The sequence below is a fragment of the Kangsaoukella pontilimi genome, assembly GCF_009830125.1.
Classification (GTDB): Bacteria; Pseudomonadota; Alphaproteobacteria; order Rhodobacterales; family Rhodobacteraceae; genus Kangsaoukella; species Kangsaoukella pontilimi.
In genome coordinates, this window is record NZ_WUPT01000001.1 from 340,648 (window position 1) to 364,579 (window position 23,932).

23 protein-coding genes are annotated in these 23,932 nt (G+C 65.9%); 14 read left to right on the top strand and 9 right to left on the bottom strand.

What is annotated here, in order from left to right; genetic code table 11:
* Positions 1 to 65: 65 nt before the first annotated feature.
* Entirely contained in the window at positions 66 to 299 is a 234-nt protein-coding gene (locus GQ651_RS01780; protein WP_160762499.1) for a DUF3072 domain-containing protein, read from the bottom strand.
* Positions 300 to 403: 104 nt separating this feature from the next.
* Between GQ651_RS01780 and GQ651_RS01785 the strand changes: the two genes are divergently transcribed.
* The 5 genes from GQ651_RS01785 to upp are packed head-to-tail and all read left to right on the top strand — an operon-like array spanning position 404 to position 4,910.
* The gene (locus tag GQ651_RS01785; RefSeq protein WP_160762500.1) at positions 404 to 790 is read left to right on the top strand and encodes a cytidine deaminase; all 387 of its coding nucleotides are present in this window, start codon (positions 404 to 406) and stop codon (positions 788 to 790) included.
* Position 791: 1 nt separating this feature from the next.
* On the top strand, positions 792 to 2,093 hold the full coding sequence (locus GQ651_RS01790; protein ID WP_160762501.1) for a thymidine phosphorylase: 1,302 nt from the start codon (positions 792 to 794) through the stop codon (positions 2,091 to 2,093).
* Positions 2,093 to 3,301 (top strand): phosphopentomutase, encoded by a 1,209-nt coding sequence (locus GQ651_RS01795; RefSeq protein ID WP_160762502.1) that lies wholly within the window; start codon positions 2,093 to 2,095, stop codon positions 3,299 to 3,301. The genes GQ651_RS01790 and GQ651_RS01795 overlap by 1 nt, the downstream gene beginning before the upstream one ends.
* A complete protein-coding gene (locus GQ651_RS01800) occupies positions 3,298 to 4,281 on the top strand; it encodes an adenosine deaminase (RefSeq protein ID WP_160762503.1) in 984 nt (327 codons plus the stop codon). Before GQ651_RS01795 ends, GQ651_RS01800 begins: the two co-directional genes overlap by 4 nt.
* On the top strand, positions 4,278 to 4,910 hold the full coding sequence (gene upp / locus GQ651_RS01805; RefSeq protein WP_160762504.1) for a uracil phosphoribosyltransferase: 633 nt from the start codon (positions 4,278 to 4,280) through the stop codon (positions 4,908 to 4,910). The genes GQ651_RS01800 and upp overlap by 4 nt, the downstream gene beginning before the upstream one ends.
* Positions 4,911 to 4,913: 3 nt before the next feature.
* On the opposite strand, the gene GQ651_RS01810 is transcribed toward upp, so the two are convergent.
* The gene (locus GQ651_RS01810; RefSeq protein WP_160762505.1) at positions 4,914 to 5,864 is read right to left on the bottom strand and encodes a hypothetical protein; all 951 of its coding nucleotides are present in this window, start codon (positions 5,862 to 5,864) and stop codon (positions 4,914 to 4,916) included.
* A 133-nt stretch (positions 5,865 to 5,997) separates the two neighbouring features.
* On the opposite strand from GQ651_RS01810, the gene GQ651_RS01815 reads away from it, so the two are divergent.
* A complete protein-coding gene (locus GQ651_RS01815) occupies positions 5,998 to 8,019 on the top strand; it encodes an NADPH-dependent 2,4-dienoyl-CoA reductase (RefSeq protein WP_160762506.1) in 2,022 nt (673 codons plus the stop codon).
* A gap of 226 nt (positions 8,020 to 8,245) precedes the next feature.
* Positions 8,246 to 9,151, top strand: a complete 906-nt coding sequence (locus tag GQ651_RS01820; RefSeq protein WP_160762507.1) for a LysR family transcriptional regulator — start codon at positions 8,246 to 8,248, stop codon at positions 9,149 to 9,151.
* A gap of 77 nt (positions 9,152 to 9,228) precedes the next feature.
* On the opposite strand, the gene GQ651_RS01825 is transcribed toward GQ651_RS01820, so the two are convergent.
* From GQ651_RS01825 to GQ651_RS01835, 3 genes are read right to left on the bottom strand one after another with little or no spacing between them, the layout of a single operon-like run.
* Positions 9,229 to 10,182: an OmpA family protein gene (locus GQ651_RS01825; protein WP_319637287.1), complete on the bottom strand. Its 954-nt coding sequence runs from the start codon at positions 10,180 to 10,182 to the stop codon at positions 9,229 to 9,231.
* A complete protein-coding gene (locus tag GQ651_RS01830; protein WP_160762509.1) occupies positions 10,179 to 10,913 on the bottom strand; it encodes a GNAT family N-acetyltransferase in 735 nt (244 codons plus the stop codon). The genes GQ651_RS01825 and GQ651_RS01830 overlap by 4 nt, the downstream gene beginning before the upstream one ends.
* Positions 10,910 to 11,644, bottom strand: coding sequence for a competence/damage-inducible protein A (locus GQ651_RS01835; RefSeq protein WP_160762510.1), 735 nt, complete (start codon positions 11,642 to 11,644; stop codon positions 10,910 to 10,912). Before GQ651_RS01835 ends, GQ651_RS01830 begins: the two co-directional genes overlap by 4 nt.
* A gap of 47 nt (positions 11,645 to 11,691) precedes the next feature.
* Between GQ651_RS01835 and sfsA the strand changes: the two genes are divergently transcribed.
* A complete protein-coding gene (sfsA, locus tag GQ651_RS01840) occupies positions 11,692 to 12,399 on the top strand; it encodes a DNA/RNA nuclease SfsA (RefSeq protein WP_160762511.1) in 708 nt (235 codons plus the stop codon).
* A gap of 73 nt (positions 12,400 to 12,472) precedes the next feature.
* Positions 12,473 to 13,285, top strand: coding sequence for a type I methionyl aminopeptidase (gene map, locus GQ651_RS01845; protein ID WP_160762512.1), 813 nt, complete (start codon positions 12,473 to 12,475; stop codon positions 13,283 to 13,285).
* A gap of 233 nt (positions 13,286 to 13,518) precedes the next feature.
* Here the strand turns inward: map and GQ651_RS01850 are convergent, their stop codons facing one another.
* From GQ651_RS01850 to GQ651_RS01865, 4 genes are all read right to left on the bottom strand, one after another.
* A complete protein-coding gene (locus tag GQ651_RS01850; RefSeq protein WP_160762513.1) occupies positions 13,519 to 14,874 on the bottom strand; it encodes a TRAP transporter large permease in 1,356 nt (451 codons plus the stop codon).
* A gap of 3 nt (positions 14,875 to 14,877) precedes the next feature.
* Positions 14,878 to 16,188 carry a TRAP transporter small permease subunit gene (locus GQ651_RS01855; RefSeq protein ID WP_160762514.1) on the bottom strand — a complete coding sequence of 437 codons (1,311 nt, stop codon included), beginning with the start codon at positions 16,186 to 16,188 and terminating at the stop codon, positions 14,878 to 14,880.
* A 91-nt stretch (positions 16,189 to 16,279) separates the two neighbouring features.
* Positions 16,280 to 17,374, bottom strand: a complete 1,095-nt coding sequence (dctP, locus tag GQ651_RS01860) for a TRAP transporter substrate-binding protein DctP (RefSeq protein WP_227257931.1) — start codon at positions 17,372 to 17,374, stop codon at positions 16,280 to 16,282.
* 302 nt (positions 17,375 to 17,676) lie between these two features.
* Positions 17,677 to 18,864 (bottom strand): ROK family transcriptional regulator, encoded by a 1,188-nt coding sequence (locus tag GQ651_RS01865; RefSeq protein WP_160762516.1) that lies wholly within the window; start codon positions 18,862 to 18,864, stop codon positions 17,677 to 17,679.
* Positions 18,865 to 19,019: 155 nt separating this feature from the next.
* On the opposite strand from GQ651_RS01865, the gene GQ651_RS01870 reads away from it, so the two are divergent.
* The 5 genes from GQ651_RS01870 to tal all read left to right on the top strand — a co-directional run bounded on the left by GQ651_RS01870 (position 19,020) and on the right by tal (position 23,685).
* Positions 19,020 to 20,039, top strand: a complete 1,020-nt coding sequence (locus GQ651_RS01870) for a sugar ABC transporter substrate-binding protein (RefSeq protein WP_160762517.1) — start codon at positions 19,020 to 19,022, stop codon at positions 20,037 to 20,039.
* Between the two features lie 122 nt (positions 20,040 to 20,161).
* A complete protein-coding gene (locus tag GQ651_RS01875; protein WP_160762518.1) occupies positions 20,162 to 21,232 on the top strand; it encodes an ABC transporter permease in 1,071 nt (356 codons plus the stop codon).
* Positions 21,232 to 22,008, top strand: coding sequence for an ATP-binding cassette domain-containing protein (locus tag GQ651_RS01880; RefSeq protein ID WP_160762519.1), 777 nt, complete (start codon positions 21,232 to 21,234; stop codon positions 22,006 to 22,008). Before GQ651_RS01875 ends, GQ651_RS01880 begins: the two co-directional genes overlap by 1 nt.
* Complete coding sequence (locus GQ651_RS01885; protein ID WP_160762520.1) at positions 21,995 to 22,663, top strand: nucleoside/nucleotide kinase family protein; 669 nt, start codon at positions 21,995 to 21,997, stop codon at positions 22,661 to 22,663. Before GQ651_RS01880 ends, GQ651_RS01885 begins: the two co-directional genes overlap by 14 nt.
* A 77-nt stretch (positions 22,664 to 22,740) precedes the next feature.
* Positions 22,741 to 23,685, top strand: a complete 945-nt coding sequence (tal, locus tag GQ651_RS01890) for a transaldolase (RefSeq protein ID WP_160762521.1) — start codon at positions 22,741 to 22,743, stop codon at positions 23,683 to 23,685.
* Positions 23,686 to 23,932: the final 247 nt, after the last annotated feature.

Sequence of the window (23,932 nt, forward strand, 5' to 3'; positions counted from 1 at the left end):
CATGGGTTCCTGAAGGTCAACGATGCCAGAGTGCGACCAATCCGGCGGGAAGGGAAGGGGTCAGTTCAGGATTGCGGCGGTGCGACGCCGTCATCGCCCCTGAGCTCGGCGATTTTCGCCGCCGCCGCATCGCGCGAAAGCGTCTGGTCGAATGTCTCGCCGTGCTCTTCGCAGAGCGCGCGCAATTCGTCGGCCTGCTGCGAGGTCATCGGCTCGTCGCCATGCTCGTCCACGCTGGCAATCCCTGTCAGAGGTGTCGCCGCAGCGGCGATCGGATCGGCTTTCTTGTCATTGGTCATGAGAAGCTCCTTTCAGGGAAGAAACCCGCGCCCCTTGCGTCGGGTTCCGGCTTGCGCTCGGGGGGCCGTCGCTGCACCTTGGACGAAAACCGAGAGGACGCCCGATGACCCTGGTCGATGACGCCGCGCGCGTGCGCGAAAATGCCTATGCGCCATATTCGAGATTCAAGGTGGGCGCGGCGCTGAAGACGGCCTCGGGCGAGGTCTTTCTCGGCTGCAACGTGGAAAACGTGGCCTATCCCGAAGGCACCTGCGCCGAGGCGGGCGCCATCGCGGCCATGATCGCCGCCGGAGAGACAGCCTTCGTCGAGGCAGCGGTCATCGCGGAGAGCCCCGCGCCCGTGCCGCCCTGCGGCGGGTGCCGTCAGAAACTAGCCGAGTTCGCCGCCGAGGGCGCGCGGATCACCATGGCCACGACCGACGGCAAGACGACCGAGATGGCTGTGACCGACCTCTTGCCCGGAGCTTTCGGCGCGGGGCATATGCGCTGAAATGGATGCCAGGACGATCATCGAGACGCTCCGCGACGGGGGCGAGCCGACGCAGGCGCAACTGAACTGGTTCGCGAAGGGGCTGGCTTCGGGCGCGGTGAGCGATGCTCAGGCGGGCGCATTCGCCATGGCGGTCTGTCTGAAGGGGCTGAGCGAGGAGGCGCGGGTCGCGCTGACGCTGGCGATGCGGGATTCGGGCGACGTGCTGTCCTGGGACCTGGGCGGGCCGGCCATCGACAAGCATTCGACGGGAGGCATCGGGGATTGTGTGTCGCTCTTGCTTGCGCCGATGCTGGCGGCGGCGGGGGCTTACGTTCCGATGATCTCGGGGCGGGGTCTGGGCCACACGGGCGGGACGCTGGACAAGCTGGAGGCTATTCCCGGCCTCAGGACCGACGTCACCGAGGACCAGTTCCACCGGATCACCAAGGCGGTCGGCTGCGCCATCGTCTCGGCCACCGCCGACATGGCGCCCGCTGACCGGCGGCTTTATGCCGTGCGCGACGTGACTTCGACGGTGGAGAGCATCGATCTGATCACCGCGTCGATCCTGTCGAAGAAGCTGGCGGCGGGGCTGGACGCGCTGATCCTGGATGTGAAGACCGGCTCGGGCGCTTTCATGGAAACGCTGGAGGATGCCCGCGCGCTGGCGCGGTCGCTGGTGTCCACGGCGAACGGGGCGGGGTGCCGGACGGCGGCGTTGCTGACGGACATGAACCAGCCGCTGGTGCCTGCTGCGGGCAATGCGCTGGAAGTGGTCGAGGTCATGCGGGCGCTGAGCGACCCGAGGACCAGCCGTCTGACCGATGTAACGCTGGCCCTGGGCGCGGAGCTTCTCTGCCTCGCCGGGATCGAGGCCGACGCGGGCAAGGCGGGAGCGAAGCTGTTGGAAACGCTCACTTCCGGCAAGGCGGCGGAGGCGTTCGGGCGGATGGTCGGTGCGCTGGGCGGGCCGTCGGATTTCATCCACACATGGGCGACGCGCCTGCCCGAGGCGAACATCATCCGCGAACTGTCCGCGCCCGAGGCGGGGTACGTGACCGCCATCGACGGTCACGCGCTTGGCATGGCGGTGGTCCGGCTGGGCGGTGGGCGGATGCGCGACGGTGACAGGATCGATCCGTCCGTCGGGCTGGATGAGATCGTGTCGCTCGGGCAGCGGGTCGAGAAGGGTGCGCCTTTGTTGCGCATTCACGCGTCGAGCGACCGGGCGGCGCAGGCGGCCGAGGCGTCGCTGGCCGGTGCGATCCGGCTGGGGGATGCCGTGGACGCGCCGGATCTGATCATCGAGAGGGTGGGCTGATGGCGCGCGCCTTTCTGGTCGTCATGGACAGCGTGGGCATCGGCGGCGCACCCGATGCGGGCGCGTTCTTCAACGGTGACGTGCCGGACACGGGCGCGAACACTCTGGGCCACATAGCCGCCGCTGCCGCCGATGGCCGGGCGGAGGAGGGGCGGTCGGGGCCGTTGTCCTTGCCGAATCTCGCGGCGCTCGGACTGGGCCGGGCGCTGGATTTGGCGAGCGGCGACGGCACGGCCGGGATGGATGACGAGCCTGAGGGCCTCTGGGGGGCCGCGACCGAGGTGTCGCCGGGCAAGGACACGCCGTCGGGGCACTGGGAGCTGGCCGGGGTGCCGGTGCCGTGGGACTGGACCTATTTTCCGGACGATGTCCCTGCCTTTCCCGACGATCTTGTTGGCCGTGTCGCAGGGCTGGCGGGCACCACGGGCATTCTTGGGAACTGCCACGCGTCAGGCACCGAGATCATCGAGCGGCTGGGGGAAGAGCATCTGAGGACCGGCTGGCCGATCTGCTATACCTCTGCCGACAGCGTGTTCCAGATCGCGGCGCATGAGGAGACCTTTGGGCTGGAGCGGCTGCTGACGCTCTGCCGCGAGCTGGCGCCGACGCTCCACGAGATGAAGGTGGGCCGGGTCATTGCGCGGCCCTTCGTGGGCGCGCCGGGTGCCTTCGAGCGGACGGCGAACCGGCGCGACTATGCGATCGCGCCCGCCGCGCCCACGCTCTGCGACTGGGTGCAGGGCGCGGGGCGGCGGGTCTATGCGGTGGGCAAGATCGGCGATATCTTCTCGATGCAGGGGATCGACGAGGTGCGGAAGGGCGCGGATGTGAAGCTCATGGAGCATCTCGTGGACCTCGTGGGCGAGGCCGAGGACGGCAGCCTGACCTTCGCCAATTTCGTCGAGTTCGACAGCCGGTTCGGCCACCGGCGCGACGTGTCGGGCTATGCCCGTGCGCTGGAATGGTTCGACGCGCAATTGCCGAGGCTTTTCGAGGCGGCGCGGGAGGGCGACCTGTTCCTCTTCACCGCCGACCATGGCAACGACCCGACATGGATCGGGACCGACCACACCCGCGAGCGAGTGCCGGTTTTGGGCCGCGGCGTGGGCGCGAAGGCCGTCGGGCAGGTGGCCTTCGTCGACGTCGCGGCATCGGTCGCGGATCATCTGGGCGTGCCGGCAGAAGGGCCGGGGAGGAGTTTCCTGTGAGCCTTTCGCATCTGCCCAAGGTCGAGTTGCACCTGCATCTGGAAGGCGCCGCGCCGCCCGCCTTCATCCGGGGGTTGGCGAAGGAGAAGTCCGTCGATCTGTCCGGCATCTTCGACGAGCGGGGCGCTTACAAGTACAAGGACTTCTGGGACTTCCTGAAGGTCTATGAGGCCGCGACCTCGGTGCTGGAAACGCCCGAGGATTACGCCCGCCTGACCACCGCCGTTCTGGAGGAAAGCGCGGCGTCCGGCGTGATCTATGGCGAGACGTTCCTGTCGCCGGATTTCTGCGGCGGGCGGGACGTGGGCGCGTGGCGCGAATATCTTGCCGCGATCCGGGAGGCCGCCGACCGGGCCGAGGCGCGGGACGGAGTCGTCCTGCGGGGCATTATCACCTGTATCCGGCATTTCGGACCGGAGAAGGCTCGGGAGACCGCGGTCTGCGCGGCCGAGACGGCGGGCGACTGGATCGTGGGTTTCGGCATCGCGGGCGACGAGCTGGCCGGGAAACCGCAGGATTTCGCGTGGTCCTTCGACTGTGCGCGCGAGGCGGGGCTGAACCTGACCGCCCATGCGGGCGAGTGGGGCGGACCGGAAAGCGTGCGGGATGCGCTGACGCTTGGTGTGACCCGCATTGGCCACGGGGTTCGCGCGATCGAGGACCTGGCGCTCGTTGACCGGCTGGCCGAGGACGGGATCGTGCTGGAGGTCTGTCCGGGGTCGAACGTGGCGCTTGGCGTCTATCGGCGCTGGCGCGACCATCCGATCTCGAAGCTTTACGAGCGGGGGGTGAAGGTCACTGTATCGACCGATGACCCGCCCTTCTTCCACACCACCATGAACAATGAATACGACCGGCTGGCTGATGCCTTCGACTGGGACGAGGGCGCTTTCGCGGATATCGCGCGGACCTCGGCCGAGGCGGCGTTCTGCGACGGCGAGACCCGCGCGCGCATACTGAAAAGACTGGAGACCCGATGACCGATCACCTCACAATCGTCGATCACCCGCTGGTGCAGCACAAGCTGACGCTGATGCGCGACAAGGACACGTCCACGGCGGTGTTCCGGCAGCTTCTGCGCGAGATCAGCCAGCTTCTGGCCTATGAGGTGACGCGGCCGCTGAAGATGACGACCCGCCGGATCGAGACCCCGCTGACCGAGATGGACGCGCCCGTGCTCGATGGCCGGAAATTGGCGCTGGTGTCGATCCTTCGGGCGGGGAACGGGCTTCTGGACGGGATGCTCGACCTCATCCCCTCGGCGCGGGTGGGCTTTGTAGGGCTTTACCGGGACGAAGAGACGCTGAAGCCCATTCAGTATTACTGCAAGCTGCCGGGCGAGCTGGACGAGCGGCTGGTGATCGCGGTCGATCCTATGCTGGCGACTGGCAACTCCTCGGCCGCGGCCATCGACCTGCTGAAAGAGGCGGGGGCGACGAATATCCGGTTTCTCTGCCTTCTGGCCGCGCCCGAGGGCGTGGCGCGGATGAAAGAGGCGCATCCCGATGTTCCGGTGGTGACGGCGGCGCTGGACGAGCGGCTGAACGAGCTGGGCTATATCGTGCCGGGTCTGGGTGACGCGGGCGACCGGATGTTCGGGACGAAGTAGAGCTCAGCTTTCGCAGATTTGCTGAAGCGCGATCCAGTCGCCGTCGGCGAGGATCGTCGGGGACGCATCCTCGCTGACCGAGCGCGCCGAGAGGATCGCGCGGAGCGCGCCGGGCGCGGGGGCCGGGCCGGGGCGCGCGATGAGGTCGGCGGCATAGGCGGCAAGATCTTCGTCGGACAGATGCCCCGTGGTCAGAAGCCGGAGCGACGCGCGGATGCCGGCCACGTCGAGAAGGCGCTCGATCGGGTCTTCGCGGACCGAGGCCAGTTCCGCCGAGAGAAGCGCGGTCGAAAGCGCCAGCGGCGTCTCGTGATCCTCGACCAGTTCGTGACCGGCCAGAAGGATACCGCCCGGAATGCGCGCCGCGCCGGTCAGCGCCGAGCGCACGATGACGAGGCGGCGGGTCGTGTCGGGGAAGAGCCGGTTTTCCAGAACGGCGAGCGACTGGCGGCCCGACTGATCGGCGCAGGGCGCCCCCGCCACGCGGGCGACATGGGCCAGAACGTCCTGCCCGATGGAGGCGCGTGCCGCGTCCGGGATGATCGAGGCCGCATAGCGCGTCAGCGCGCCGGGCAGCCAGAAGACGACAAGCGCAAGGATCAGGATCGAGACGACGCCGACGATGCCCGCGCGCAGGCGTCCGGGCCGGGCCTGACCGCGCCGGATCGCGCGAGACACCTTGGCGAGCGCGTCGATCATCTGCGCGTCCGCGATTTCGAGGCTCTCTTCGGCATCCTCGCCCGGTCGGTAGAGCGCGGGGCGCGTGCCGGGGTTCATGCGCTCGACGGCGGGAAGCGACCAGTGGGTCAGAACGCGCTCGTTCAGGTCCGAGATGGTCAGCGTGGCTTCACCGATCGAGACGATCACATCGCGGCGCTGCGCCTCCGGCTCGGGCCGCCAGACGCCTTCGGCTTCCAGCCGCTGGTATTGCTCTAGAACGGTTGCGCGCCCCAACGCTGCCTCGCATGTGGTTTGGGCGGAGCCTACCGGATCGGGAGGGCGCGCTCAATCGCTGCTCTGACGCGGCGTCGGACGTGACAGCGGCGGCGATAAACGCCAGTGTCGCGCCACTTCAGGAGGTTCCGAGATGTCCGATTATTCCCGTCTGCTTCAGCCGCTCGATCTGGGCCATGTCACGCTGCCGAACCGCGTCCTCATGGGCTCGATGCATACCGGGCTGGAAGAGATGGGCGATTTCGACCGCGTGGCCGCTTTCTATGCCGCTCGGGCGCGGGGCGGCGTGGGTCTTATGGTGACGGGTGGCATGGCGCCCAACCGCGAAGGCGGCGTGATGCCGGGGGCGGCGGGGCTGTTCTCGGACAAGGACATCGCCAATCACGGCAAGGTCACGGCACGGGTGCATGACGAGGGCGGTCGGATCGCGATGCAGATCCTGCATGCCGGGCGCTATGCCTACAGCCCCGAATGCGTGGCGCCATCTGCCGTCAAGTCCCCGATCTCTCCTTTCGCGCCCAGGGAGCTGGACGAGGAGGGAATCGAGAAGCAAATCGCGGATATCGTCACCGCCGCCGTCCGGGCGCGTGAGGCGGGCTATGACGGGGTCGAGGTGATGGGCTCGGAAGGGTATTTCCTGAACCAGTTTCTGGTGACCCATACCAACAAGCGCGAGGACCGCTGGGGCGGGTCTTACGAGAACCGGATGCGTCTGCCGGTCGAGGTCGTCCGGCGCGTGCGCGAGGCGGTCGGCCCGGATTTCATCGTGATCTACCGGATCAGCCTGATCGACCTCGTGCCGGGCGGCTCGACCTGGGACGAGGTGGTGACGCTTGCCAAGGCCATCGAGGGCGCGGGCGCGTCGATCCTGAACACCGGCATCGGCTGGCACGAGGCGCGCGTGCCCACAATCGCCACCAGCGTGCCGCGCCGGGCGTTTACATGGGTCACGAAGAAGCTGATGGGCGAGGTGGCGATCCCGATCATCACGTCGAACCGGATCAACACGCCCGAGGTGGCCGAGGCCGTTCTGGCCGATGGCTGTGCCGACATGGTGTCGATGGCGCGCCCCTTCCTTGCCGATCCGGCCTTCGTGGCCAAGGCCAAGGCGGGCCGGGCGGCGACCATCGCGCCCTGCATCGCCTGCAATCAGGCCTGTCTGGACCACACGTTCGAGATGAAGGTCGCCACCTGCCTCGTGAACCCGCAGGCTGCGTACGAGACCGAGTTGGTCTATTCGAAGACCGACGCGCCCAAGCGGGTCGCCATCGTGGGCGCGGGGCCGGCGGGGCTGTCGACTGCGCTTGTCGCGGCCGAGCGGGGGCATGAGGTGACGCTGTTCGACCGGTCCGACAAGATCGGCGGGCAGCTCAACATGGCCAAGATGGTGCCAGGCAAGGAAGAGTTCCACGGCCTTGTCGACTGGTACAGGACGATGCTGGACGAGACCGGCGTGACCTGCCGTCTGAACACCGAGGCGACGGCGGAGGTGCTGGAGGGCTTCGACGAGATCGTCGTGGCCACCGGCGTCGTGCCGCGCGATCCGGGCATCCCGGTCGAGGGCGACGCGCATGTGGTGAGCTACATCGACATCCTGACAGGCCGCGAGACGGCAGGTGACCGCGTGGCGGTTGTGGGCGCGGGCGGTATCGGCTTCGACGTGTCGGAATACCTGACCGCCGAGGGCGAAAGCCCGACCGAGAACCTGGCCCACTGGCTGGAGGAATGGGGCGTCGCTGACCCTGCCGAGGCGCGGGGCGGTCTGGACCCCGAGGGGCCGCAGCCTGCAGCCAGCCCGCGTCAGGTGACGCTGTTGCAGAGAAAGGCCGAGCGGCCCGGCAAGCGGCTGGGCAAGACCACGGGATGGATTCACCGGGCCAGCCTTCAGATGAAGGGCGTCAAGATGCTGGGCGGCGTGACCTATGACCGGATCACGCCGGAGGGTCTGCACGTCACGCGGCAGGACGGCACGGCCGAGGTCATCCCAGCGGATACGGTCGTTCTTTGCGCGGGACAGTTGAGCGAGCGCAGCCTCGCCGACGCGCTTGAAGCGGCGGGCAAGACCGTTCACGTGATCGGCGGGGCCGACGTGGCGGCCGAACTGGACGCGAAGCGTGCGATCAATCAGGGCTCGCGGTTGGCCGCAATTCTCTGACGCACCTGCGATTGTTGCGCGGCAGGCCCTGGCCTGCCGCAGGGTCATTTCTGGCCGATTTCCCGAAAGTCAATAAATATCAATGCGTTGGGCGAATTTCGCTCGTTTCCGTTCTCAAAACGATCCCGAGATTACCGGGAAATTGTCGGAGCCTTTCCCCATTCTTGCCCGATTTCACAGCCAAACCGTTCTGGCGAGGGGCGCGAAGACAAAGGTAACAAACCTGATGGACCGACTGACCGAAATGGAAGCGTTTGCAACCGTCGTGGATCAGGGTGGGTTCACCGATGCCGCAAAGAAGATGGGAATTTCGAAATCGGCCGTGTCCAAGCACGTGTCGTCGCTCGAAGCCCGGCTTGGCGCACGGCTCTTGAACCGCACGACGCGCCGCGTCTCTCCCACCGAGATCGGCCTTGCCTATTACGACCGCGCCCGCCGCGTCCTGAACGACGCGGGCGAGGCGGATGCCCTTGTGACCTCGATGCAATCTGCGCCCTCGGGCCTGTTGCGCATCTCTGTCGCCACGGATTTCGGCGTGAACCACCTGTCGCCGGTCCTGGGCGAGTTCCTGCAGGAATTCCCCGACATCACCGTGAACATGGTGCTGAACAACCGGTATGTGGAACTGATCTCCGAAGGCTTCGACCTGGCCATCCGGATCGGTGAGCTGGAAGACTCGACGCTCAGGGCCCGCAAACTCTGCGAGACGAACCGCCGCATGATCGCGAGCCCCGCCTATTTCGAGAAATACGGGCGCCCGCAGAAGATCGACGATCTGAACGAGCACAAGCTTCTGCATTATTCGAACAACTCCGCCGGCAACGTCTGGAAGCTGACCGCGCCTTCGGGCGAAAAGCGTCAGGTCCGTACCGCCGGCTGGCTGACCGTCAATGACGGACAGTCGCTTCTGAACGCCGCGATCGCGGGTCTGGGCATCGCCTACCTGCCGTCCTTCCTCTACGCCGAGGCGATGGAAGAGGGTATGGTCGAAGAAGCGATCCCCGAACTGCCGATCGATACGCAGGGCATCTTCGCGGTCTATCCGCCGGGCCGCTTCACGCAGCCCAAGGTGCGCGCCTTCATCGATTTCCTTGTCAACGCCTTCGCCGAGAAGGGTCCCGACAAGTGGTAAGATCTCCCTCGTATGTGATGAGTTTTCTTCCCTCGTTGTAACCCAACTCACAGGCGCCCCACCCGGGCGCCTGTTTTTCATTCAAGGGTCAGAAGAACGGCTTCGACGCGGCGGTTGCGCGCGCGGCCTTCATCGCTCGTGTTGGGCGCGATGGGCGAGAGATAGCCCACACCATCCGCCTCGATCCGGCCGGGGGCGATTCCGTAGACGCTGATCAGGCGTTCGCGCACGGCCTCCGCACGCGCACGCGAGAGCGCCCGGTTGGCATCCGCGTTGCCCACGCTGTCGGTGTGGCCGACAAGCGCGACGCGCGCGCCCGCGTTCCGCGTCATCCAGAGCGCCAGCGCGTCGAGCGACGCGACGCCAAGGGGCGGCAGCGTGGCGCTGCCCGAGGGGAAGGCGAGGTCCGAGAGGATCACGTGCCCGCGCGTGGTCAGCGCCGAGGCGAGCGCGCCTTCGTCCGCGATATCGACCGCCGGGGCCGTGGCGATCGGCCCGCTTTCGGTCGCCGGGAGCGGACCGGCATCCGCGGCGCGGGCAGGGCCGACAGTAATCACCTGCGCGTAGCCGTTATTCGTGGCCCGCGAGGTGACAACCGCCACGGTCTGGGGCGCGGGCCCGTCGCGGCGCATCAGGAGGTAGCGGTAATCGCCAAGGTCCACATGCATGTCCGGCTCGCCGATCAGGTCGAGCTGAAAGCGGAAGTCGAAGCCGCCGCAGGCGCGGTCGGCGCAGGTGAAGACGGTCTCGTACCCCTCGGCCTCGAGCTGTTCGCGAAACGGCGTCAGAAGCTGCAGCGTGGTGCGCGTGCCTTGGGGAGAGCGGTAGACCGTGCGGGTGATGGCACCCTCCGCCTGAGGCGGCGCGACATCTTCCGACCATGGCCTGTCGGGCAGGCGGACCGAACCGGCCGGGGTTTCGTCCGTGGCGGTGATCTGCGCGCCCGGCAGCGTCAGGTCGAGCGCCTGTGCCGGAAGCGCCAGCAGGGCGGCGAGGGCGGCCGCGGTCAGGAGAGGTGCGCGGCCCGTCACGCGCCAGCCTTGGGCGCGCGGCGGTAGTGGTAGCCGGTAATGACGGTCATCCCCACATCGGCATAGAGCGCATTTGCCGCCTCGTTCGCGCGGGTGACGGCAAGGGTCAGCCATGCTGCGCCCGTCTCCCGCGCCCAGTTCGCGGCCGCGTGGACAAGCGTCCGGCCCACGCCTTTGCGCCGTTCCGAGGCCCTCGTCTCCAAAGCGTGAAGCATGGCGAGGCCCCCCTCGGCGCCCACATAGACAGCCGCCGCGGGGCGATTGCCGGAGCGGGCGAGGATCGACACGCGGGGGCAGGTGGCGCGTTCCATGATCGCGAGACGGGCCGGGCCGATGCCACCTTCGGCCCAGATCTCGCGCTCTGCCGCGACGGGCGGCCAGACGGGATAGGCAAGGGTGGGCTTCAGGTCACGGGCAAGGCTTTCGGTCCGGGCCGCGTAGATATGGACCGGGTCCACGACCTCGTAGCCGCGCGTGTCGAGCCATGCGTCGAGGGGGCCGTCTTCGGGCCGGACCATGAAGAGCGGGCGCTGGCCGAGGCCGCGCATCCCGGCCTCGGCCCGGTCGATATCGGCATCGGTGACCGTGCTTCGGGCGGTTGCCGCAGACACCCTCTGGCCGCCGCCCGCGCCCTCGCGAAGTGTCCAGGGGCCGTCCCCGATCATGCGGAGGGCCGGCCATGTCCGGTCGAGCAGGTCGAAGACCTGTTGTGGCGTGGGCGTTCCGGTCATTGCCGCTCGGCCTCGGGGAAGGCTTGCGCAAGACGGGCGGCGGCCATGTCGAGCGCGTCTTCGTCCGACGAACGCATGACGATATTCGTGCCGTAAACGCCGTTCTGGATGAACGGGTAGGAGCCGAAGCTGACCTGGGCCATATCGGTTGCAAGGGCACTCAGCGCGGCGGCCACGTCGCCTTCGCCCCGCGCGATCCGGAGCGTCACCGAGCGGAGAGGCGCGCCGCCCGTCAGCGTCGGCAGGAGCGAGGCGACCATCGCCTCGAAGATCGCGGGCACCCCTGCCATCACGTGGACATTGCCGATGGAGAAGCCGGGGGCGGCGGAAATGGGGTTGTCGATCAGGGCCGCGCCGTCGGGGATACGCGCCATCCGGCGGCGGGCATCGTTGATCTGGGTTCCCTGCCGGTCGTAATGCGCCTGAAGCCGCTCGAGCGCGTCGGCGCGGACGTCGATTCCGGCCCCGAAGGCGGCGGCCACGGCGTCGGCGGTGATGTCGTCATGGGTGGGGCCGATGCCGCCCGAGGTGAAGACATGGGCATAGCTGCCGGAAAGCGCGCGGACCGCCGAGACGATGGCGTCATGGTCGTCCGAGACCACGCGCACCTCCTTCAGGTCGATGCCCATCTCGGTCAGACGACCGGCAAGGTGGTGCATATTGGCGTCGCGGGTGCGGCCCGACAGGATCTCGTCGCCGATCACGAGCATTGCGGCCGTCGGGTTCGCCATTGTCACCGTCCTTGTTCCCATCCTCTTCGCGGTATAGGGCGGCGCTCATGCGCTTTCAAACCGAACTCGTGCCTGCGCGGCTGATCCGGCGGTATAAACGCTTTCTCGCGGATGCCGTGCTGGAGGCCGACGGGCGCGAGGTGACGGTGCATTGCCCGAACCCCGGCGCGATGCTGGGGCTGGCCGAGGACGGCATGCGCATCTGGCTGGAGCCCAATGACGACCCCCGGAAGAAGCTGAAATTCGGCTGGCGGCTGGTCGAACTGGACGGCGGCCATCTGGCGGGGATCGATACGGGCGTGCCGAACCGCGTGGTGAAAGAGGCGCTGGAGGCCCGGGCGATTGCAGAGCTGCGCCCCTATGAGACCGTGCGGGCCGAGGTGCCCTATGCCGAAAAAAGCCGGGTGGATTTCCTTCTGACCGGGGCGGGGCGGCCCGACACATTCGTCGAGGTCAAGAACGTGCATCTGAGGCGGGACGGGAGGCTGGCCGAGTTCCCCGACTGCGTGACCCTACGGGGTGCGCGGCATCTGGACGATCTGGCGGCGATGGTGGCGGCGGGGGCGCGGGCGGTGATGCTCTACCTCGTGCAGAGGACCGATTGCGACGCCGTCGGCTTCGCCCGCGATATCGACCCCGCCTATGGCCGCGCCTTCGACCGGGCACGGGAGGCGGGCGTCGAGGCCATCGCCTATGGCACGTCGATCGACCGGTCGGGCGTCACGCTTGGGCCGGCACTTCCGGTCCAAGCCTAACAGATTGCCGCGCCCGCTGGCACTTTGCCGGTCTCTATCCTATATCGGGCAGGAAAGCTGAGGACAGAACGCCGTGGATGAACGTGCCGAACGCCGTCTGACCAAAGACGGAATCAGACTCTATGACCCGAGCGACTTCGCCGGTATGCACCGTGCGGGCGAACTGGCCGCGCGCATTCTGGACGATGTCGCTGGTCTGGTCGTGCCGGGGGCCAGCACCGCCGAGATCGACGAGGCGATCACGCGCATGGTCGACGAGGCTGGCGCGACCTCGGCCACGATCGGGTACAAGGGATACCAGCACGCGAGCTGCATCAGCGTGAACCATGTGGTCTGCCACGGCATTCCGGGCGACAAGCGGCTGAAGGACGGCGATATCCTGAACATCGACGTGACCGTGATCGTCGATGGCTGGTACGGCGATACGAGCCGCATGTATGTGGCGGGCAAGCTCAGCCGGAAGGCCGAGCGGCTGATCCAGGTCACCCATGACGCCCTGTTCAAGGGGATCGAGGCGGTCCGGCCCGGCAACACGTTCGGCGATATCGGTCACGCCATTCAGGCCTATGTCGAGGCGCACCGGATGTCGGTCGTCCGTGATTTCTGCGGCCACGGGCTGGGCCGCGTGTTCCATGCGCCGCCCAACGTGCTGCATTACGGGCGTCCGGGAACGGGCGCCGTGCTGGAGCCGGGCATGTTCTTCACCATCGAGCCGATGGTGAACCTCGGCCGACCCGAGACCAAGGTCCTGGCCGACGACTGGACCGCCGTGACGCGGGACAAGTCGCTCTCGGCGCAGTTCGAGCATTCGGTCGGTGTGACCGAGGACGGGGTCGAGATTTTCACTCTCTCGCCCGGCGGCAGGTTTCACCCGACCTGGGGCTGATGTCTTTTGAAGGTTTTGCGCCGGGCCTTCGGCCCGTCGCGGGGAAGAGGGGGGGCGCTGCCCCCCTCAGCCGTTTCGGGTCCCGCAGATGAATAGCGCAGCACCAATTGCGTTCGCGCCTGCGGCGCGAGGTAGCGATTGGTGCTGCCGCTCCGACACGAAACGACCTCACCCCCCGGGATATTTGAGGGCCGATAATGGAGTCGGGGTTTGGAAGGGGCTCCGCAGAGCCCCTAGCCGTAGACGATGTTCGGCAGCCACGTGATGATCTGCGGGAAGAGCATGCAGAGCACCAGACCCACCAGTTGCAGGAAGAGGAAGGGCAGCGCCGATTTGAAGATGTCCGACATCGGGATCTCGGCCGGGGCCACGCCCCGCAGGTAGAAGAGCGCATAGCCGAAGGGCGGGCTGAGGAAGCTCATCTGCATGTTCACGAGGTAGAGCACGCCGAACCAGAGGACGAGGTCGTCGGGGTCGGAGAGGCCGAAGGCGGCCGCGCCGAGCGCCTTGATGATCGGCACGAAGATCGGGACGCAGAGCAGCAGGATGCCCACCCAGTCGAGGAACATGCCGAGGATCACCAGCAGGATCTGCATCAGGATCAGGATGCCCCAGGGGCCGAGGCCCGTGGCCGCCAGCGCGTCCTGAACGAATTGCTGACCGCCTTCGAGCACGTAGAGGCCCACGAAGATCGTAGCGCCGAACATGATCCAGATGACCATGGCGCTGGCCTTGAGCGTGGTCAGGCAGGCCTCGCGGATGGTGGGCCAGTCGAGCTTGCGGTGGATCGCCGCCACGATGAAGGCGCCGAAGGTGCCGATGCCTGCGGCCTCCACGGGCGTGGCGACGCCGGTGAAGATCACGCCGAGCACCACGACGATCAGTGCGATGGGCGCCGACATCTTGCCGATGAGCTGGAACTTCTCGCGCGTCGAGACGCGTTCCTCCATCGGGATCGGGGGCCCGAGCTCGGGGTTGATGAAGGAGCGGGTGACCACGTAGAGGATGTACATGCCCGACAGCATCAGGCCCGGGATGACCGCGCCGATGAAGAGTTCGCCCACCGACTGTTCGGCCACGACCGCGTAGATGATGGCGAGGATCGAGGGCGGGATCAGGATACCCAGCGTGCCGCCCGCCATGATCGAGCCCATGGCGATCTTGGGGTCATAGCCACGCTTCAGCATCGCAGGGAGCGCGATGATCCCCATGGTCACCACCGCTGCGCCGATCACGCCGACCATGGCCGCAAGGATCGTCGAGGCGAGGATCGTCGCGGCGGCGAGGCCGCCTTTGACGCCGCCAAGCACCTTGTAGATCACGTCGAACATGTCGTTGATGATGCCCGCCCTTTCGAGCATCGCCGCCATGAAGATGAAGAGCGGGATGGCCGAAAGCTGATAGTTGGTCATCAGCGGGAAGATGCGGCTTGGCACGATGTTGAGCGCCCGTTCGTCTCCGAGGATGAACAGGAACACGCAGGCCAGACCGCCCGTGACGAAGGCGAGCGGCAGGCCCGCCATGAGGAGCGCCAGAAGCGATCCGAACATGATGAGCGTCAGAAGCTCGATTCCGATATCGAGACCCATGACTTATTCCCCCCTCGCGATGGCGCGGATGTCTTTCGACAGTTTCGAGATGCCCTGAAGCACCAGAAGCAGGCCCCCCATGACCATGACCCATTTCATGGGCCAGAGCGGCACTTCCCATTCATTGAAGCTGAGTTCGCCCCAGCGGATATTCGGGTCGGTCCACTGGTCAGCGGTAAAGCCCGAGACCATCTGGAGGAAGCCCATCTCGCCCCGCGCCCAGTTCGACACGATGCTGTTGCCGGTGGGGACCGCCATGGCGTCCATGGCGAAGACGTAGGAGGTCCAGAGCAGCGTGCCGGCGAAGATGAAGAAGAAGATCGACGTCACGAGGTCGGCCCAGGCCTTTTTCGGGCGCGAGAGCGGCGCGTAGAAGATGTCGACCCGCACATGGCTTTCGGTCAGCATCGCGTAGGAGCCGGCGATCAGGTACTGCATCCCGAACATCAGGTACATGGACTCGTGCGCCCAGTTCGTCGGGATGCCGAAGACATAACGGCTGATCACCTCGAAGTAGTAGACGAAGACCGCGATGACCGCCCAGTAGGCGACGAATTCGCCGCAGAAGAGCGACAGGCGGTCGATCCAGTTCTCGGCATATTCGTGATCCGCCTTCCGGTCGCTTTCGGCCTCGGCGCGTTCGAGCGCGATCTCGGCCTCGGAGCGGGTTTCCTCGGGGATCGAGGCATTGGCGCGGCGGACCATCATGGGGATCAGAAGCGCGTCGATCGCCATGAAGGCAAGGATCAGATAGAAGGCGTAGCGCGCGTAGGAATTCCACCGGGCGCGCTCGGCCACCGCGTCATCCAGACCGGTGCCGATCTGTTCGAGCGTGGCGCGCGCTTCGGCAATACGCTCTTCCGCCTGCGGGATGGCGGCCTCGGCGCGCTCGATCCGGCGCTGCGCGAGGCGTTCGGCCACGGAGCCGGCCTCGGCCTCGGCAAGGGTCGCCTGCAGCTCTGCCACGGTCGCCTGCGCCTCTTCGAGGCGCGGCTCTTCGCGGGCCAGAGCACGTTCGGCGGTGCGGGTTTCGTTCTGGAGGTCCGACACGACCGAGCGGGCGAGCGTGGCCTGACCGTTCGAATAGAGAATGAACAGGAAGACCGGGATGAAGAGCAGGCCCAGAAGGCTTTTCAGATAGAAGCGGTGCAGCCCGAGGATGCCGCCGGTGACCAGGATGAAGTAGGCGAGCGGCGCGCTATAGGCATTCCGGTCGCGCCCTTGTCTCCGCGCCAACACCATTGCGATGAGGGGGAAGACGATCAGGCCGACCCAGTAAAGCCAATGCGGCAGCGTAAAGCTGATATCGGGCATGGGCGTGTATCCAGGGGTTAGGAACGGTCGGAAACGTCGCCCGGATCAGATGTTCCGGGCGACGCGTGATGTGTGTGTACTCAGAGCCGGCTCAGAGCTTGAGTTCGAGGCCCTGTGTGAGCGCCGGGTCGACATAGCCGAGCGAGCCGGACTGCATGTAGTCGAGCTGCATCTTGAAGACGCGCGCCGCGTTCGGGTCGCGGTTGGCGTAGTCGAACCAGATCGGAACCGCGATCTCGGTCAGAAGCTCGACGTCGTCCTGGCTGAGGCGCGTGACCTCGGTGCCGTCTTCCTCGAACTTGACCCAGGCCTCTTGGTCCGCTTTCTGGATGGCCGCATGGTGCATGTCGGAGTACACATGCGTTTCCATTTCCATGAACTGCTGCATCTGCGGGCTGAGCGCGTTCCATGCGTCCATGCCGACGGTGATGTCCATGATGTCGACCGGCTGGTAGACCGACATGAAGCCCGGAGGGCCCATGACGATGTAGTCGGTGACCTGGCTGAAGCCGAGGGCGTAGTTCACGGCGGGCCCCACGTAGTCGGCCACGTCGATCGTGCCACGTTCGAGCGCGGGGAAGATCTCCGAACCCGGAAGAACGGTGGTTTCGGCGCCGATCTGGCTGAAGAGTTCGGCAACCATACCGCCCGGCAGGCGCATCTTGCGGCCCGCGAAGTCGTCGATCGAGCGGATCGGCACCTTGGAGTGGATGATGTTCGGACCGTGGTGGACGGGACCGACGAACATCAGGCCCTGCGCCGCCATCAGCTCGCGCGCGATGTCGATGCCGCCGAGCCCGTAGTAGAACACGTCGAACTCGTGCGGGTTGCGAAGGCCCATCGGATAGGACGTCAGGAACGTCGCTGCCGGGATGATGCCCTGATAGTAGATGGTGAAGGGGTTGATCGCCTCGAGCACGCCGTTCTTGACGGCATCGGCAAGCTGGAAGTCGCCCACGACGTCATTCGCGCCGAAAGGCTGGATCGCCAGTTCGCCGCCGGTCTTTTCCACGATGCTGTTGGCCCAGTCCTTGAAAATCTGAAGGCCCGCGCCGCCCGGCCAGGACGTCTGCATCCGCCATGTGGTCGTGTGGCTGGCCGCGGTTGCGATATGCGGCGCGGCAAGCGTCGCGGCACCCGCGCCGGCAAGCGTACGCAGCGCCATGCGGCGATTCGTCGATTTCATCATTGTAGTCCTCCCATGTCGCGTGACGGCGTCAGGATCGGCCTGAACCGACTGCCGCGTCCTCCCTCGCGCCGCACCGCCCGGATGGTTTCGGGCGGTTCCTCGCGCGATCTGCGGCAAGCCGTCACATGCAAGGTTCTATATCTCGCAGGCTCATGGGCAAGGAAAAACCTGAAATTGGACAGGTTAATTGCCCAATTACCGCAAAATAAGGGCGTTTGCGCGATGGCTTGGACGGCAGGCCGAAGACTGTTTGCGGTAACCTTAACGCGCAGCCGAGGCGCGGCGCCGAATCGACAGGGTCACGCGACGAAGAATCTCGAGTGGATGGGCAGGAGGGCCGCGCCGATCGAACGGGCGCGCCGACCGACCGAGGCGGTCTCGATCCGAGGACGGTCGAGACCGGTCAGGTCAAGCTCTCCGAAATGGCGGTCCGTGGCCGCTGCGAGGCGTTGGCGCACGTCGTCCGGCATGGCGCCGTCGATGAGAATGGCTTCGACCTCGACCACCGAAGCGATGGAAAGCGACGCGATGGCAAGATTGCGCGCGGTCTTGTCGATCCAGGGCGCGACCTGTGCCTCGAACGCCCGCCAGTCGGTCGGAGACTGCCTGAGCGCGGCCGGGTCCACGCCGTCTCGCGCCAGGGCCTCTTCCAGAAGGTAAAGCGAGGCGACGTTCAGAAGCGGCGTGACCCCGCCCGCGCCGTCCGGGACGGGGAGGGGGCCGAGCGCCGCGGCATTGCGTGTCGGACCCCAGATGATCTTGCCGTCGAGCACCAGTCCGCCGCCCACGAAGGCGCCGACGAAGATATGGGCAAAATCCGTGAATTCGCTGCCGCGTCCCAGAAGGTGCTCGGCGATGCAGGCCGATGTCGCGTCGTTCTCGATGAAGACGTCGAGTCCGGTGACTGCCGCGATCTCGTCCTCGAGCGACAGGTTCTTCCACTGTCGCATGGCGGCCTCGGGCGCATTCACCTGTTCGAGCCAGTTCCAGATCTCCCGAGGACGTGCGACGCCCATCCCCGTCGTGCGCGGTCGCGCCGGCGGTATATCCTCGTAAATGCGTTTGAGGCCGCTTTCGATGAAATCGAACACGGTTTTGATTTCCGGATAGGGATAGGTCAGCGTGAGCGACGCCAGCGGCGTGCCGTGGAAATCAACCAGCACGAGTTCGGCCGAGCGCCGGCCGATATTCAGGCCGATGGAGTAAACGCCACCGGGGTTCAGCTCCATCGGTACGGACGGTTTGCCGACCTTGCCTCTGCCGCGGACGGCCTCGCCCCTTCGGAGCAGCTCCTGCCCCTCGAGCGCGCGAAGGATATTGGAGACGGTCTGCGCTGACAGACCCGAACGCCGGGCGATCTCGGCCCCGGCCATCTGACCGTGTCTGCGAAGGTAGGACAGGACCAGCCGCGCGTTCTGATCGCGAAGGCCCGACTGGTTCGCACCAGCGACCGGATCCCGCACCAGGCTGTCCGTTTCGTCGTCCATGCACTGTTCTCCCTTTGAAAAAACTGGCGGCTATACAGGTATTTGTCAATTTATAAATCACTTTTATTTATTTATTGACTTTTGCGCTCGGGTGCCTCAGTTTGACGGTCGTTCCGGAGGGAATCCGGGAAAAGGACACCAAAGGGGAGGAACCCATGAAAAAGCTTATGCTCGGCTCTGCACTTGCCACTTTTGCACTGGCCGGAAGTGCGATGGCAGGAGGCCACGCCACAACCGCGTGTCTCATTACCAAGACCGACACGAACCCCTTCTTCGTCAAGATGAAGGAAGGTGCGACCGCCAAAGCCGAAGAGCTTGGCGTCGAACTCAAGACCTTCGCCGGCAAGTTCGACGGCGACCACGAAACCCAGGTTCAGGCGATCGAAACCTGCATTCTCGACGGTGCGAAGGGTATCCTTCTGACCGCCTCCGACACCTCGTCCATCACGTCGTCGGTGCAGCAGGCCCGTGACGCCGGTCTCGTCGTCATCGCGCTCGACACGCCGCTGAACCCGATCGACGCCGCTGACGCGACCTTTGCCACGGACAACTACCGTGCCGGTCTTCTGATCGGGCAGTGGGCCAAGGCGCAGATGGGCGATGCCGCCGCGGATGCCAAGATCGGCCTCCTGAACATCAACGTGTCGCAGCCGACCGTCGGCGTGCTTCGCAACCAGGGCTTCCTCGAAGGCTTCGGCGTCGATCTGGGCGATCCCTCCAAGTGGGGCGACGAGACCGATCCGCGCATCGTCGGTCACGACGTGTCTGACGGCAACGAAGAAGGCGGCCGCAAGGGCATGGAAAACCTGCTTGCCCAGGACGCAGAAATCAACGTCGTCTACACGATCAACGAACCGGCCGCCGCCGGCGCCTACGAGGCGCTCAAGGCACTTGGCCGCGAGGACGATGTCCTGATCGTGTCGGTCGACGGCGGCTGCCCCGGTGTTCAGAACGTCGCCGAAGGCGTCATCGGCGCCACGTCGCAGCAGTATCCGCTTCTGATGGCGTCGCTCGGCATCGAGGCGATCAAGAACTGGGCCGAAAACGGCCAGAAGCCCGAGCCCACCCCGGGCAAGGATTTCTTCGACACCGGCGTCGGCCTTGTCACAGACCAGCCGGTCGATGGCGTCGAGTCGATCTCGGTCGAGGAAGGTCTCGCCAAGTGCTGGGGCTGACCCATTGAATGCCTTTTCGGGGGGCGGATCATCCGCCCCCCGAAGCAGGGTCAACTTTTCTCCGACAATGAAGTAATATTCCGATGCGGACGGCGAAAAATGCCGCCGCACTAGGGGGGATCATGTCAGAAACCACGCAAAGTTCAGACAGCTACGAGTCCGCGGCCAACCGCGCAGAGAGAGTTGCCGAGTTCGAACAGCACAATCGCGGATTTGTCGGTCGGCTGCAGCATATCCTGCATCTGAACCCGTCCTTCGTGCCGCTGATCGTCCTTCTCGGCTCGATCCTGATGTTCGGCCTTCTTCTCGGCTCGAAATTCTTTTCCCCCTTCGCGCTGACGCTCATCCTGCAACAGGTGCAGATCGTGGGTATCGTCGCGGCGGCGCAGTCGCTGGTCATCCTGACGGCGGGCATCGACCTGTCTGTCGGGGCGATCATGGTCTTTTCCTCGGTCGTCATGGGCCAGTTCACGTTCCGCTACGGGTTGCCGCCCACGATAGCGATCGCCTGCGGTCTTGCAGTGGGCACCGCCATCGGTGCGCTGAACGGCTGGCTTGTCGCGCGCGTGAAGCTGCCGCCCTTCATCGTCACGCTTGGGATGTGGCAAATCGTTCTGGCGACGAATTTCCTCTATTCCGCGAATGAAACGATCCGCAGCCAGGATATCGAGGCTCAGGCTCCGCTTCTTCAGCTTTTCGGCGCTAAATTCGATGTCGGTGGTGCAGTGCTGACCGTGGGGGTCGTGTTCATGCTGATCCTCGTTTTCGTTCTGGCCTATGTGTTGAAACACACGGCCTGGGGTCGACATGTCTACGCGGTCGGGGACGATCCGGAGGCGGCTGAGCTGTCCGGTGTTAACGTCAAGCGGACGCTCATCCAGGTCTACGCGCTGGCCGGTCTTATCTGCGCCTTCGCGGGCTGGGCCCTGATCGGAAGGATCGGCTCGGTCTCACCCACCTCGGGCCAGTTGGCCAACATCGAAAGCATCACCGCCGTGGTGATCGGGGGCATCTCGCTCTTCGGGGGGCGCGGCTCGATCCTGGGAACGCTCTTCGGGGCGCTGATCGTCGGTGTCTTCACGCTGGGTCTACGCCTGATGGGGGCGGATGCGCAGTGGACCTATCTTCTCATCGGTCTTCTCATCATCGCCGCCGTCGCGGTCGACCAGTGGATCAGAAAGGTGTCGGGATAATGGAACCCATTCTCAAAGGACGTAATCTCGTAAAGCGCTACGGTCGCGTCACCGCACTCGATCACTGCGACTTCGATCTGATGCCGGGCGAGATCCTCGCCGTCATCGGGGACAACGGCGCCGGCAAGTCGAGCCTGATCAAGGCGGTCTCGGGCGCCGTGATCCCGGACGAGGGCGAGGTCTTTCTCAACGGCGAGAAGGTGAGCTTCAGCTCTCCGATGGACGCCCGCGACGCTGGCATCGAGACGGTGTACCAGACGCTCGCCATGTCGCCCGCGCTGTCGATCACGGACAACATGTTCATGGGGCGCGAGATCCGGAAGTCGGGCTTCATGGGCAAGTGGCTTCGTCAGCTCGACCGGGCCGCGATGGAGAAATTCGCCCGCGACAAGCTGAACGATCTCGGTCTGATGACCATTCAGAACATCAACCAGGCGGTCGAGACGCTTTCGGGCGGTCAGCGCCAGGGCGTCGCGGTGGCACGCGCCGCCGCCTTCGGTTCGAAGGTCATCATTCTGGACGAGCCGACGGCGGCCCTTGGTGTCAAGGAAAGCCGCAAGGTGCTGGAGCTGATCCAGGACGTGAAATCGCGCGGCATTCCGATCATTCTCATCAGCCACAACATGCCTCATGTCTTCGAGGTGGCCGACCGCATCCATGTGCACCGTCTCGGACGCCGGCTCTGCGTGATCGACCCCAAGAAGCATACGATGAGCGATGCCGTCGCCCTGATGACCGGTGCGAAAGAGCCCGACGCCCAAGATGCCGCCGCCTGAGCCATCATCCTTCGGACTGCCTGACGGCCTTCTTGACCGCGTCCTCGCGCTCGATACCGGCGCGCGGCGCCGTCTGGTGGCCATTGCCGGGACGCCCGCGGGCGGGAAGTCGACGCTCGCCGCCGCGCTGACCGACGCGCTTGTCGCGAAGGGGGTGAGGGCGGCGAACGTGCCGATGGACGGGTTCCATCTGGACAACCGGCTTCTGGACGAGCGTGGGCTCAGGGCGCGGAAGGGCGCGCCCGAGACCTTCGACGGCGCGGGCTTCGTCGCGCTGATGCGGCGGCTACGCACAGAAGAACAGGTCGTCTATCCGGTCTTCGACCGTGGGCAGGATCAGGCGATTGCGGGGGCAGGGCTTGTACCTGCCGAATGCCCTCTGGTCGTCGTCGAGGGGAATTACCTTCTGTTCAACGAGGCGCCGTGGACGGCGCTGACCGATATCTGGGACCTGTCGGTCTGGGTCGAGACAAGCGAGGCGACGGTGCTGCAGCGCTGCGTGCAGCGCTGGCTGGACCACGGGTTCGGCCCGGACGCCGCCCGCGCCCGCGCCGAACAGAACGATCTGCCAAACGCACGGCGGGTCATTGCCGGTCGCCTGCCGGCGGACATCGTCGTGCCCGAACCACAAAGAGAGCGCGCGGACGTGACGTAAGCCGAGAGGCACGTTAAGAGACGCGCGAAACAAACCGCCATGGCCCGGTGAGCCGCGGCCACCCGAAAGGAGAAACCATGCCAAGCGTACTTGATCAGCTTCGTGAGATGAGCGTCGTCGTCGCGGATACGGGCGAAGTCGAGGCCGTGAAGAAGTATCAGCCGGTCGATTGCACCACCAACCCGTCGCTCGTTCTGGGTGCTCTGTCCGACCCGTCGTCGGAAGACCTGATCACGCGCGAGATCGAAGCGGGCAAGAAGGCGGGTCTCGACGCGGAAGCGGTCGTTGCAAAGCTGACCGTCGCGGTGGGCGCCGAACTGGCCGGGCTGGTCGAAGGCCGGGTCTCGACCGAGGTGGACGCCAACCTGTCCTTCGACACCGAGGCTTCGGTCGCGCGGGGACGCGAGATCATCGCGGATTATGCCGAGCGCGGCCTGGGCAAGGAGCGCATCCTGATCAAGCTGGCATCGACGTGGGAAGGCATCCGCGCGGCCGAGATCCTTCAGGACGAGGGCATCGACTGCAACCTGACGCTTCTCTTCGCCAAGGCGCAGGCCGTGGCTGCCGCCGATGCGGGCGCCTTCCTGATCTCGCCTTTCGTGGGGCGGATCACCGATTGGTACAAGGCCGCCGAGGGCCGCGACAGCTATGCGCCGGAAGAAGATCCGGGCGTGAAGTCTGTTCGCAGCATCTATTCGTATTACAAGGCACATGGCATCGACACGATCGTCATGGGCGCGTCCTTCCGGAACACCGGCCAGATCACCGCGCTTGCTGGCTGCGACCGGCTGACCATCGCGCCGAAGCTGCTGGAAGAGATGAGCAACGACCAGTCCGACCTGACCCGCGTTCTGTCGCCCGACGATGTCGAGGCCTCGGACAAAGAGACCTATGACGAGGCGGGCTTCCGCTGGGCCATGAACGAGGACCCGATGGCGACCGAGAAGCTGGCCGAGGGCATCCGCAAGTTCAACGCGGACCACCAGAAGCTGATCGGCATCGTGGCCGACCGGATGGGCTGAGCCGCGCGGGCAACGCCCGAGAAGGCGCCGAGACAAGGAAAAGGCACCGGACGCATCGCGCCGGTGCCTTTTCTGTTTTGCCGGTACCGCGTCGGTGCCGGGTCATCGGCCCGCGATCCCCGGCGTGCGACTGCGGCTGCGCTCGAACGAACACATCCCCGGGGGGCTTCGTCGTCACGCCCAGCATTGATGCGATGCGGGAGGGTGCATGGCATGTCGGGCGGAAACACCCATTTTGTGCTATTGT